General features: G+C 50.4%; 9 protein-coding genes. 4 read left to right on the plus strand and 5 right to left on the minus strand.

Annotation, left to right across the window (positions count from 1 at the left end; genetic code table 11):
- Positions 1-2 precede the first annotated feature (2 nt).
- Together tamB and tamA are read right to left on the minus strand one after the other, a co-directional pair.
- On the minus strand, positions 3-3782 hold the full coding sequence (gene tamB, locus ACJHWT_RS07295; protein WP_001696466.1) for an autotransporter assembly complex protein TamB: 3780 nt from the start codon (positions 3780-3782) through the stop codon (positions 3-5).
- Entirely contained in the window at positions 3779-5512 is a 1734-nt protein-coding gene (tamA, locus tag ACJHWT_RS07300) for an autotransporter assembly complex protein TamA (protein WP_001269301.1), read from the minus strand. Before tamA ends, tamB begins: the two co-directional genes overlap by 4 nt.
- A 205-nt stretch (positions 5513-5717) precedes the next feature.
- Between tamA and msrA the strand changes: the two genes are divergently transcribed.
- A complete protein-coding gene (msrA, locus tag ACJHWT_RS07305; RefSeq protein ID WP_001305659.1) occupies positions 5718-6356 on the plus strand; it encodes a peptide-methionine (S)-S-oxide reductase MsrA in 639 nt (212 codons plus the stop codon).
- Positions 6357-6678: 322 nt separating this feature from the next.
- Positions 6679-8022, plus strand: a complete 1344-nt coding sequence (locus tag ACJHWT_RS07310; protein WP_000935036.1) for a hemolysin family protein — start codon at positions 6679-6681, stop codon at positions 8020-8022.
- A 77-nt stretch (positions 8023-8099) separates the two neighbouring features.
- Here ACJHWT_RS07310 and ACJHWT_RS07315 read toward each other — a convergent pair whose 3' ends face one another.
- Positions 8100-8306 carry a DUF1107 domain-containing protein gene (locus ACJHWT_RS07315; protein ID WP_000689228.1) on the minus strand — a complete coding sequence of 69 codons (207 nt, stop codon included), beginning with the start codon at positions 8304-8306 and terminating at the stop codon, positions 8100-8102.
- Between the two features lie 324 nt (positions 8307-8630).
- Here ACJHWT_RS07315 and ACJHWT_RS07320 point away from each other — a divergent pair, with 324 nt between their 5' ends.
- The gene (locus ACJHWT_RS07320; protein ID WP_000175287.1) at positions 8631-9185 is read left to right on the plus strand and encodes a YtfJ family protein; all 555 of its coding nucleotides are present in this window, start codon (positions 8631-8633) and stop codon (positions 9183-9185) included.
- A gap of 89 nt (positions 9186-9274) precedes the next feature.
- On the opposite strand, the gene ACJHWT_RS07325 is transcribed toward ACJHWT_RS07320, so the two are convergent.
- Positions 9275-10186, minus strand: coding sequence for a hypothetical protein (locus ACJHWT_RS07325; RefSeq protein ID WP_000937651.1), 912 nt, complete (start codon positions 10184-10186; stop codon positions 9275-9277).
- 211 nt (positions 10187-10397) lie between these two features.
- Entirely contained in the window at positions 10398-11138 is a 741-nt protein-coding gene (cysQ, locus tag ACJHWT_RS07330; protein WP_000886897.1) for a 3'(2'),5'-bisphosphate nucleotidase CysQ, read from the minus strand.
- A gap of 189 nt (positions 11139-11327) precedes the next feature.
- Here cysQ and cpdB point away from each other — a divergent pair, with 189 nt between their 5' ends.
- Positions 11328-13271, plus strand: a complete 1944-nt coding sequence (cpdB, locus tag ACJHWT_RS07335; protein WP_000589437.1) for a 2',3'-cyclic-nucleotide 2'-phosphodiesterase — start codon at positions 11328-11330, stop codon at positions 13269-13271.
- The last annotated feature ends 113 nt before the right edge of the window (positions 13272-13384 follow it).

Here is a 13384-nt window from a genome sequence, read left to right on the forward strand (position 1 = left end):
TGCTAAAACTCGAACTGATAGAGCAAATCCAGTGCCTGGTCTACACCAGACACGGCTTCCAGATATAGCTTAGGCATCAGGCGATAACGTAACGTGAGTGTTGCTATAGAGTCAAATATACCCACGCCGTATTTCACTTGCAGGCCTGGCAATACATAGCCGCTGACCACCACCTGGGAGGAGTCGCCAACTCCCTCGGTGTCGAGCGCTAAATTGCTTACGCCAAACGTCTCGCCGATTTTACCCACAATCTGGCCACTTTGCGCAACCCCCAGGCCAATCAGCATCGAGGTCATCGCCGCGCTGTCGCTCTGATCGCTCTCCAGCCCTTGTCCACGTAGCAAATAAGACAATGCAGCTTGTTGCGACATCGCCGGGTCAGAGAAGATCTCCGCTTTCGGTTCGTCCGCCAGACCAGTGACGCGAACTCCGGCGATGACGTCGTCTTCTGTAGCATCCGGGTTACGAATAGCTTCGATATTAAGATACGGTTGATCTGGCGGACCAGAGAACAGTAGCTCACCCTTACGCACAATCAGATCCTGACCATAGGCATGGAAGCGCCCTTCAGGGATGTTGATCTGCCCGTTCAGGCCCAGCCCTTGTTTGTCCTGAACGACGTTGAGATCGCCCGTCAGCCGCGCTTTCAGGCCAAAGGCGTCAATGCGCACATTGTTGCCAACGTGGACAATCAGGTTGCTGTTAATCGGAATCGACGCCGTTTTTGCCTCTTCCGGTTGCAGGTTATCGTTAAGCATCACCACATCGCTGGAGACGCCCACCGCGCTTTCCGGCAGCTCATGCACCACAATGCGCGCCCACGGGACATCCACGCGACCATCAAGGGTAAACAGGTTTGGTGTAGCCTCGAATACAACATCTGGTGATACATCCATTCGTACCATCGGCGGCACGGTGATCCGCACTTTACTGCCCTTCGCTGTTACTCGCGCCCGCCAGTTTTCAATCTGGCTCCAGTCGGCGTCGCCGTTCAGGTAGATCTCACCCTGCTGGGTCCGCACGGTACCTGCAAGCGTCGAGCGCATACCGTTAAAGTTGACCGCAAGCTGGCTCGGTTGCATATCAAACGGCATAAAGTTGCCGTCGATATCCACCCCCGTAACCTGAAGCTGACCAAACAACTGCGGACTTTGCACATCACCACCCAGACGCAAGTTGGCACTCACCATCCCCGCTGCTTTTTCCCCACGGGTAAAGATGGGGTTTATCATCGCAAGGTTGAAGTTACGGATATTGACGTTGCCACCAAGATTACGGCGGCCTTGCGGATCGGTCACCTGCACCTGACCATCAAACTGGCCGTTATTGGTCAGGCGGATGGTCCAGCCCAATTCGGCACGGTTGTTACGCAACTCCGCCGTCAGATTCAGCGTCTGAAACGCCACGGGCAGCGCCGCATCGTTGACGGTTTGCGTCACCTGCACATTACGCCCCGAAAGGGTGATACTGCCCTGCGGCAGCCCCTCTTTCGTGGTGTCCCAGGCAACGTCCGCTTTACCCGTGAAGAGACCGCTGGCCTGAGTGGTTTCTGGCATAAATGGTTTCAGCATGGCCAGGTCGAAGCGGTTGAGATTCACCACCGCACGCCCTTCGGCACCCGCATCGATAGTTTGCGGCACGCACAGTTCCGCATTCGGGTTAAGCCAGCAGTGTGGCCCGATGCTGATTTTTTGCTCCTTATTGCGGTAATCCAGCGCAATATCGCGGGTCAGCGACCACGGGCCGACCGGCGTCTGGAAGCGGGTATTGCTAAGAGTTCCCTTCCAGCGTTCTTCTTTGCGATCAAAACTTCCTGCCAGATTAAGCTGCCCGGAGACAGGCTCGCCCTGAATCCGCAACTGTAGCTCGTGCTGCTTTTCACTGCCTTTGGCATTCAGGGTGACGAGGTTGATATTTACATCCGGTTGCGAAATTTGCTCAACGCGTACGTCGAGTTTCCCGGCGATCTGATCGGTGGATTTAATGTCGCCTTCCACGCGAACCTGCGCCACGGAAAGTTCCTGCCAGCGCAGGCCGCGCGCGGTGATATCTGCCAGTAGTTGTGGCGCTTCCACCGTGCCGCGTACTTTCACCAGCCCTTTCGCTGTACCGCCAAGCCCCGGCAGCGCGTTATCCAGCCCCGGCGCGTTGATGGTGGCATCAAGATTGAGATCTTTTACCCCCAGCTCGCCTTTCACTTCGGCACTGTTTGGCCCCAGTTCCAGATGCAGCCCTGGGATCATCCACTGCATATAACTGTTGCCTTTCAGCGTGCCGTCAACGTTCACTTTGTTCTGTTTGACGTTACCGGTCAGCTTCAGTTCTGGCACCTCCATCTGCCAGGTGCCGCCGTACAGGCTACCGCGGGTTTTAATCAAGCCATTGAGTTTCGACGGCCACTCCGGGATCTCTTTGGCGGTGTTAATGCCGTTAAGCGTTAGCTCACCGCGCCAACTAATGGCCTGCTGCCAGTCGAGCAACGCCTTAAGTTCCGTTTTCCCTTCCAGCGCCGCGACGGTAAGTTTGTCGAGATTGACCTGCTGTTCATTACCTTTGGCATCAAGGGTAATGGTGGCTGGCGGGATCTCCTGGCCCTTAACAGCCGTGCGCATAGAGAGCGTGTAATCGGTCATTTTGCCGGTAAGTTTCAGTTTCAGATCATCCGCCTGATACTGCTTCTCACCAGTGAACGGCCAGTAAAGCTGTTTGCTGTTCACTTCCACGTTGAGCGGCAATCCGGCTTCCGCCAGTCGCGTCTGGGCGCGTAAATCCATATCCACCGGACCGGAAAGGTTAACGCCTATCTCCAGCTGTTCGCGCAGCGCACCGCCCACTTTCAGCTTCACCTTTTCACCTTTCAACGGCTCCACGTTCAGTGTGCTGTTGAGGGTGATATCCACCGGCCAGTTGTCTGACAGCTGCGCCGTGCCGCTGGCGTTGACGATCCCTTGACTGGAGTCGATATCCAGGGCGTCCAGTTTAGTATTGCCGTCAATGCTGCTCACTTTCAGCAGCATGGTGCTCACGGTGATGTCCGTGTCGCCCGTCACGCGCAGCTGCTCGCCCTTAAACTCTTCAATGTTCAGGTTAAGCGGCAAATGCACGTCGGTCATTTCCGGCAATACCGGGCGAGAAAAGAGATCTTTCAGCGTTTCGCCGAGCGGCTTTTCCTCCGGCTGCGGATTTTCAATTTTCGGTTCGACCACTTCTTCCTGTGCCGCTTCCGCCACTTTCGGCAAAGCAATCAACAGGCCTTTCAGCGATGTCGGTTTCAGGGTCAGGGTTTTCTCCTGCCAGTTCAGGCCGGAGGTGAAGTCCATCACCGATACCGTGGTGTCATCAATCTTGATGTTGACGTTGTCCAGCGCCACCCGTGTCAGGGTAATGGGATACGGCGTGGAGAGATCCAACGGACCGCTATCTTCCTCTTCTTCAACCTGTTCAGAAGGAGGCATTTTTTTACTGTCGATGTTGACCTGAATGTCTTTCAGCGCCAGATCATTAATACAAACGCTACTGTTCCACAGGCACTCAAGCCCGACCGCCAGATGCAGATTGCCCGCTTTTACCGCCACGCCTGGCTGCTCATAACGAACGTCAGACAAGGTGAGATCACGCCAGCCGCCGGTGACCTTGCCAATATCCAGTCCTGGCACCCAGCGATCCGCCGCTTTAAATACCAGATGCAGGCCGCTGGTGGTGCCCACCAGAAACGCCACCGATCCCAGCAACAGTAAGATAACGATAACCACGCCGAGGCTGATTTTTTTCCATAAACTCATAATTCTGGCCCCAGACCGATGTAAAACTGTAACCCGTGTTCGTCTTTATCCGCGACCGGCACGGCAAAATCGAGTTTGATTGGCCCGACCGGCGATTCCCAGCGCACGCCGACACCGGTACCGGTTTTAAAGTCGCTGCGGCGAATATCGCTTACCGCTTCGCCGCTATCGACAAACACCGCGCCCCACCATTTTCCGGTCACGTTGTACTGGTATTCCAGCGATCCGGTTATCAGCTTCGAGGCCCCTTTCAGGTCACCGTTGGCGTATTTCGGGGCGATAGATTTGTATTTGTAGCCGCGAATACTGCGATCGCCCCCGGCGAAGAAACGCAGATCCGGCGGTACTTTGTCGAAATCACCCGTTTCAATCCAGCCCAGCGTGCCGCGTGTCACAAAACGATGGCGATCGTACAGTGTGCGGATCCAGACGTTCTGCGCCTGGAAAACGGAGAAATCAACATCCGAGCCCCAGGCCGTGTTGGAGTAGTCGATAGAGTAGCGTTGCGAGTCGCCCCAGGTTGGCATCAGGCCACCACGAGAACGCGTGCGGCTAATCATCACCCCAGGATAAAACAGCATCGTGGTGTTGGTAATTTCACCCTGGGTAAAGTGGTCGAAACTCCAGCGCAGGTTAATGGCACGCTGCCAGCCGCTGGAGAGATCCCAGTAGCGAGAAGCCACCAGCGTAGTGGAGTCAGACTCGGTATCGTTCAGGTCAGTGCGCTTAAAACCGCCCTGCACCAAATAATATTGTTCCAGCGGATTCTTCAGCAGCGGCATTTTATAGCTGAAGTCGAGGATCTGTTCCGGCGCGGAAATACTGGTACTGGTGGTCAAACTGTGACCGTAAGAGTTCATCCACGGCTTTTTCCACGTCGCTTTCACGCGCGGTCCCACGTCCGTAGAGTAACCGACGCCGGTTTCGATGGTGTTTTCTGTTCGCGGCGAAACCACGCCCGTCAATGGTAATACTTTCGTTTCGCGCGCTTTATCAAATTGTGGAGCCACCACCACCGAGTTAAACCAGCCGGTAGCAGAAAGTCGACGGTTCAGTTCTGCCAGATCTTTCGATTCGTACTCATCGCCCTCTTTAAACGGCACCAGATTTTGCAGGTATTCATCGCGGATTTGTGATCCTTCAAAGGTCACATGCCCAAAGCGGTAACGTTCGCCACTGTTATAATCAATATCCCAGAAGGCTTTATGCAGGCCGAGCGCAATGCCCAGCTGTGCTTTGGTAAATTCGCTATCGAAATAACCTTTACGCAACGCAATGCTGGTTAAGGACTTTTTGAAATTTTCATAATCACCCTGGTTCAGTACCGTGCCAATAGCCGGGCGAGTATCGAGCAATTTCAAATAGTCTTTATCGGTCCGCGCGCCGCCGCGCAATACCACATCGGTGCCGCCAATTAACACCGGCACGCCTGGCGTGACTTTGGCGATCAATACCTGCCGCCCTTTCTTTGGCGGTGGACGGAGATCAAATTCAATGGTCGGCTGGTAATAGCCCAGCGCTTTCAGACCTTCGCGGATGGCATCATCGACGCGTGCGCGAAAGCGACGGTCTGGCGTCACTTCATCACTTTCAATCGTAGAAAGCTGCGCGCGAACGTTCTTTTCCAGCTCTCCCGATAACCCCTCGACCTGTAGACGGACGTTCGCGGCGACGGCAGATCCGCTTAAGCAGAGTAAGCTTACACAGCATAACTGTCGGATATAGCGCACATTTTCTCCTGAATATCCTTTTTTCCTGCCCCTGGAACGCCGTTAAACGGCTTAACAAAAATCCAGTAATATGGATTAAAAAGCAGACTAAACCCAAAATATTTCTTATGTTTTACTTTAGACCTATTCACGGTGGTTATTGTGTGCAAATACGCCTCTTGTTACAACCTTAACCCCAATGACCGATTTTCGGGAGAGCGACACCATGAGTTTATTTGATAAAAAGCATCTGGTTTCCCCCGCCGATGCCCTGCCTGGACGTAACACCCCGATGCCCGTAGCCACACTGCATGCGGTCAACGGTCACTCAATGACCAATGTACCTGACGGAATGGAGATTGCCATTTTTGCGATGGGTTGTTTCTGGGGTGTGGAGCGTCTGTTCTGGCAGTTACCCGGCGTTTACAGCACCGCCGCAGGCTATACCGGCGGCTATACGCCAAATCCGACTTATCGGGAAGTGTGCTCCGGCGATACTGGCCATGCCGAAGCGGTGCGCATTGTTTACGATCCATCCGTCATCAGCTATGAGCAGTTGCTACAAGTATTTTGGGAGAATCACGATCCCGCCCAGGGAATGCGTCAGGGCAATGACCACGGCACGCAGTATCGTTCAGCGATTTATCCGCTGACCCCAGAACAGGATGCCGCCGCTCGCGCCAGTCTGGAACGTTTTCAGGCGGCGATGCTTGCCGCCGATGACGATCGTCGCATCACCACGGAAATCGCTAACGCCACACCGTTTTATTATGCCGAAGATGACCACCAGCAATATCTGCATAAAAACCCGTATGGTTACTGTGGAATTGGCGGAATTGGCGTCTGTCTGCCGCCGGAAGCATAGCGTTACGGGTACAAATGTAGATTGTTGATAAAGTGCATTTTGTTTATGCCGGATACGGCGTAAACGCCTTGCCCGGCCTACAAAATCGTCCAAATTCAATATATTGCGGGGACTGCGTAGGCCTGTTCGGCATAGCGCATCAGGCAGTTTTTCATTTTTCAGCTGTCTGAATTTTAACCCTCTGGCGGCTTTACAGTACCTTACGCTATACTAGCCACTGAAAATGCCGGTTCACTTTCTTCGAATCGGCTTTCAATGTGTATTTCACACAAATTAATCAACTTCCCCTTCCGAGGATCTGGCCTGAAAGGTCGGATAAGATATGTTAAACAGTATTTTAGTCATACTCTGTTTGATCGCTGTAAGTGCGTTCTTCTCGATGTCCGAGATCTCGCTTGCCGCCTCACGCAAAATCAAACTTAAACTGCTGGCTGATGAAGGCAATATAAATGCCCAACGCGTTCTGAATATGCAGGAAAATCCCGGCATGTTCTTTACCGTGGTCCAGATCGGTCTGAACGCAGTGGCGATTCTCGGCGGTATCGTCGGTGATGCGGCATTTTCTCCAGCTTTTCACAGCCTGTTCTCCCGCTATATGTCGGCAGAACTCTCTGAGCAACTGAGCTTTATTCTCTCTTTCTCGTTAGTGACTGGCATGTTTATCCTGTTTGCGGATTTAACCCCGAAACGCATCGGTATGATTGCGCCAGAAGCTGTGGCTTTGCGTATCATCAACCCGATGCGCTTCTGCCTGTACGTTTGCACCCCGCTGGTGTGGTTCTTCAACGGACTGGCGAACATAATCTTCCGTATTTTCAAACTGCCAATGGTACGTAAAGATGACATCACTTCTGATGATATCTACGCGGTAGTGGAAGCCGGTGCGCTGGCGGGCGTGTTACGTAAACAGGAACACGAGCTGATTGAAAACGTCTTTGAGCTGGAATCCCGTACCGTTCCGTCTTCAATGACACCGCGTGAAAACGTGATTTGGTTTGATCTCCACGAAGATGAGCAAAGTCTGAAGAATAAGGTGGCGGAACATCCGCACTCTAAGTTTCTCGTCTGTAATGAAGATATTGACCACATCATCGGCTATGTCGATTCTAAAGACCTGCTGAACCGCGTGCTGGCTAACCAAAGCCTGGCACTGAACAGCGGCGTACAAATTCGCAATACGCTGATTGTGCCGGATACGTTAACCCTTTCAGAGGCGTTGGAAAGTTTTAAAACCGCAGGTGAAGACTTCGCGGTGATCATGAACGAGTACGCACTGGTAGTGGGGATCATCACCCTCAACGACGTGATGACCACGCTGATGGGCGATCTGGTCGGTCAGGGGCTGGAAGAGCAGATTGTCGCCCGTGATGAGAACTCATGGCTGATAGACGGCGGCACGCCTATTGACGACGTCATGCGCGTGCTGGATATTGACGAGTTCCCGCAGTCGGGCAACTACGAAACCATCGGCGGCTTTATGATGTTTATGCTGCGTAAGATCCCGAAACGCACCGATTCGGTGAAATTCGCCGGCTACAAATTTGAAGTGGTGGATATCGATAACTACCGCATCGACCAGCTGCTGGTGACCCGAATCGACAGCAAAGCCACCGCCCTTTCGCCAAAACTGCCTGACGCTAAAGATAAAGAAGAAAGCGTCGCGTAACCCCAGAAACATCAACGGCTCCTGAATCAGGAGCCGTCTTATTACTGCATAGCACTTTTTACTGCATAGCACTTTGGTTAAGCCATCTCTGTTTGCAGACGCATAACCTGACGGTTAACTTCGGACATCACTGACAAATGCAGCTTATCCTTCACTTTTGGGATAAGAATCTTACCCTTATCAAATTCAAAAGCGCCAACGTCCTTGATGTATAACCGTCCACGGAACAGGATCTTTACGTACTTCGCCACCTGAAGTGGGTTGTACCGTTGGAAAATTTTCATTGTTATCTCCTGCTGAGTATTACGCCTTTGCGGTGCCACAATCGGCCCAACTATTATGAGGCGCAAATTTTAATGCCTAGTGACTATAGACTATCCGGGCAATGTTTCCACCGCGTATAACTTTTTTTACCTAAAGGTTACAATTATTCAGAATTATCTTTTTACCGAAGCGCGGTCTTCAGTATAAGCATTCATTTTTCATATGATTTGTGCGCTTGACCGCAAACTGGCATCACACTTGCGGGAAATTCGATAAATAGCACATATGATTAAAACTCAGACCCAAGTGGTCGGATCACCTGCATATCATAAGAAGGAAACACCATGACCCTACGCAAGATTCTGGCACTCACCTGCCTGCTGTTGCCGATGATGGCTTCCGCACATCAGTTCGAAACCGGTCAGCGAGTGCCGCCGATTGGCATCACCGATCGTGGCGAGTTGGTGCTTGATAAAGATCAGTTTAGCTACAAAACCTGGAACAGCGCGCAGTTAGTGGGAAAAGTGCGAGTACTGCAACATATTGCTGGTCGCACCTCTGCAAAAGAGAAAAACGCGACGCTGATTGAAGCGATTAAATCAGCGAAGTTACCGCACGATCGTTACCAGACCACCACCATTGTTAACACCGACGACGCGATTCCGGGTTCCGGCATGTTTGTGCGCAGCAGTCTGGAGAGTAATAAAAAGCTTTATCCCTGGTCGCAGTTTATTGTCGATAGCAATGGCGTCGCGCGCGGTGCCTGGCAGCTGGATGAAGAAAGTTCCGCTGTAGTGGTGCTGGATAAAGACGGTCGCGTGCAATGGGCCAAAGACGGGGCACTCACACAGGAAGAGGTGCAGCAAGTGATGGACCTGCTGCAAAAGTTGCTCAAATAATGGCAATAACATAAATTCTGCAAAAATAATTTTCCCCTATCGTTATCTATGGGATAGGGGAATTAAGCCTCTGAGTTCTTACGCCGAACTCATACTGGTAACGCTAGTTGCTTTTTTTTAAACGCCTCAATGGTTGATTTATATTTCTCGCAAATCTCCTCTTCGGTAATATCACTATCTACGGCCAGATTCGCACTTACTATCGCATCCACTTGTTCGGCTAATTCCACTTGTTGGCAACCTGCATTAACCAGAAAATTATAAATAAGAGAGTAATCTTCATCCTCCAAAACAACAGAGGAACCATTACGAAAACGTTCATCCCCTCCATAGATTTTAAGCGCAAAGCCCAAAGATTCTATGACTATGGCAAAATTATCATCAATTATTTTTTCGTAAATATACCATCCATCGCATTCTTTAATTCCACCTCCTGGTATTTGGAGGTCAAATTTACCCCGTTTTAATTTACTTACTATATCATCCAATACAGCATAACCTAAAGACACGTCACCAAACGCCTGGCGAATATAACCTTTAATCCTTTCCGGTATGTCAGACTGTTTTTTCTGCAGAATATCCCAGGCATACAATCTTCTGTTTTGTTCTAACGGAAACTCGCGGTTTTTGAAATCCATGAATGAGTTATACTCATTTATTGTTATGGGAATTTCTTCGTATTCAAATCCACTGCCTCGCAATGTCATTATATATTCGGCACCGTTATCTTTAAGGCTGAAACTGATAAGAAACTTATCCATGGCGTTAACAGTTTCATTTTTTGATGAAAGTACCTGATAACTATTTTTATCAATCTGAGTTGCGCAACGAAAGAACTCCCTCAAAGTTAACAGGCTATCATAATTTGAAGTCCAATCTTTTTTATTAAATGCATGCTGGATATTGTTAAAAAAATTGTTTGAATGTGTTTTTGTATGCGATGATTTTACGAATAACTCCACCGCACCAATAAAATTATTGTGTCTGATCCTGGGTAACATATGGCTACCTTATTTTATTTGGTTATTTTATGTCGCCATTAAATATCTCATTATAGAAGTAAACTATCAAAAAACGCTCATTATTAAAATATAACTTATTAGTAATTGAATTTTTGCACTTTAAATACAATCTCTTTTTATTTATAACTTTTTAGGTTGGGAGAAATCAGGATGGCAGAATCAGGAAATACACTGTTTCTGCCATCTGAATTTAGTAAATAGACACTCTGAACCCCGGATTCAGGAACGACTCGCGCGGAGTGTAATCCAGCGGTTTACCCTGCCAGTCGTGAACGTGCGCTCCGGCAGCTGCGGCCACAGCATGTCCAGCGGCGGTGTCCCAAATATTCGTTGGTCCGAAGCGCGGGTACAGCTGCGCCTGCCCTTCCGCCACAAGGCAGAATTTCAGCGAAGAGCCGATGGACGTGGTCTGATGTTCGCCAAGCTGTTGCAGATACTCTTTCAGCTCCGCATCTGCATGGGATCGGCTAATAACGACCAGTGGCGGGCGCGCATCACGGACCTGAATCTGCTTGCGCACGCCGCACTCTTCTTTCCACGCTTTGCCTTCTGCCGCGCTGTACATTACGTTCATTACCGGCGCATACACCACGCCTATAATCGGTTTGCCGTGGTCGATGAGCGCAATGTTAACGGTGAATTCGCCATTGCGTTTAATAAACTCTTTAGTACCATCCAGCGGGTCTACCAGCCAGTAACGCTGCCAGTGCTGACGGACTTCCCAACCGGGAGGATCTTCTTCAGAAAGGACCGGAATATCCGGTGTCAGCGTACGTAAACCGTCCATGATAACGGTGTGTGCGGCAATATCCGCTGCCGTTACCGGAGAATTGTCCGCTTTGCTGACGACGTCCATCGGTTTCGTCCCGTCGTAGACCTGCATAATGGCATCGCCTGCATTCCGTGCAAGCTGGCATACTTGATCTAACATTTCTCCACCTCGTCTCTGTGAGCGGTGTTAACTTATTGTTTTACTTATACCCTATCGTTAATGAATGCGCCAACTGTGATAGTGTCATCATTTTCAAAGCGTAAAATTGTGGCATTCTTCACTGTTCTATAAGTAAGACGTTTATTCTCCCTTTTCTTTCGTATTCCCGATGATAAAAGGATGTCCCTGATGATTAAGTTTAGCGCAACGCTCCTGGCCACGCTGATTGCCGCCAGTGTGAATGCAGCGACGGTCGATCTGCGTATCATGGAAACCACTGATCTGCATAGCAACATGATGGATTTCGATTATTACAAAGACACCGCCACGGAAAAATTCGGACTGGTACGTACGGCAAGCCTGATTAACGATGCCCGCAATGAAGTGAAAAACAGCGTACTGGTCGATAACGGCGATTTGATTCAGGGGAGTCCGCTGGCAGATTACATGTCGGCGAAAGGATTAAAAGCAGGTGATATTCACCCAGTGTATAAGGCATTAAATACGCTGGACTATACCGTCGGCACGCTTGGCAACCATGAGTTTAACTACGGTCTGGATTACCTGAAAAATGCGCTGGCGGGAGCGAAATTCCCTTATGTAAATGCCAACGTCATTGACGCCAGAACCAAACAGCCAATGTTTACACCGTATTTAATTAAAGACACCGAAGTGGTCGATAAAGACGGAAAAAAACAGACGCTGAAGATTGGCTATATTGGCGTCGTACCGCCGCAAATCATGGGCTGGGATAAAGCTAATTTATCCGGGAAAGTGACGGTGAATGATATTACCGAAACCGTGCGCAAATACGTGCCTGAAATGCGCGAGAAAGGTGCCGATGTCGTTGTCGTTCTGGCACATTCCGGGCTGTCTGCCGATCCGTATAAAGTGATGGCGGAAAACTCAGTTTATTACCTCAGTGAAATTCCGGGCGTTAACGCCATTATGTTTGGCCATGCTCACGCCGTTTTCCCAGGTAAAGATTTTGCTGATATCGAAGGAGCTGATATCGCGAAAGGCACGCTGAATGGTGTTCCGGCGGTAATGCCAGGCATGTGGGGCGATCATCTTGGTGTGGTCGACTTACAACTCAGTAATGACAGCGGTAAATGGCAGGTAACACAGGCGAAAGCGGAAGCACGACCGATTTACGACATCGCTAATAAAAAATCCCTCGCGGCGGAAGACAGCAAGCTGGTAGAAACACTCAAAGCCGATCACGATGCCACACGCCAGTTCGTCAGCAAGCCAATCGGTAAATCTGCCGACAATATGTATAGCTATCTGGCACTGGTGCAGGACGATCCGACCGTGCAGGTGGTGAACAACGCGCAAAAAGCGTATGTCGAGCATTACATTCAGGGCGATCCGGATCTGGCAAAACTGCCAGTGCTTTCAGCTGCCGCACCGTTTAAAGTTGGTGGTCGCAAAAATGACCCGGCAAGCTATGTGGAGGTGGAAAAAGGTCAGTTGACCTTCCGTAATGCCGCCGATCTTTATCTCTATCCCAATACGCTGATTGTGGTGAAAGCCAGCGGTAAAGAGGTGAAAGAGTGGCTGGAGTGCTCCGCCGGACAGTTTAACCAGATTGATCCTAACAGCACGAAACCACAGTCACTCATCAACTGGGATGGTTTCCGCACCTATAACTTTGATGTGATTGATGGTGTGAATTATCAGATTGATGTTACCCAGCCTGCCCGTTATGACGGCGAGTGCCAGATGGTTAATGCCAATGCGGAAAGGATTAAGAACCTGACCTTTAATGGCAAGCCAATTGATCCGAACGCCATGTTCCTCGTTGCCACCAATAACTATCGCGCTTACGGCGGCAAATTTGCCGGTACGGGCGACAGCCATATCGCTTTTGCTTCACCGGATGAGAACCGCTCGGTGCTGGCAGCGTGGATTGCTGATGAGTCGAAACGTGCGGGGGAAATTCACCCGGCGGCAGATAACAACTGGCGTTTAGCACCAATAGCTGGCGATAAGAAACTGGATATCCGTTTCGAAACCTCTCCATCAGATAAAGCCGCGGCGTTTATTAAAGAGAAAGGGCAATATCCGATGAATAAAGTCGCGACCGATGATATCGGGTTTGCGATTTATCAGGTGGATTTGAGTAAGTAATACACTTCTTTTTCGGCCTACAAATCATCAACCGCATCCGACACTTTTGTCGGATGCGATGCTGGCGCATCTTATCCGTCCTACAAGTCATACACCGTAGGCCGCGCATCCTG

It is taken from the genome of Escherichia sp. WS338, assembly GCF_046486405.1.
GTDB lineage: Bacteria > Pseudomonadota > Gammaproteobacteria > Enterobacterales > Enterobacteriaceae > Escherichia > Escherichia coli.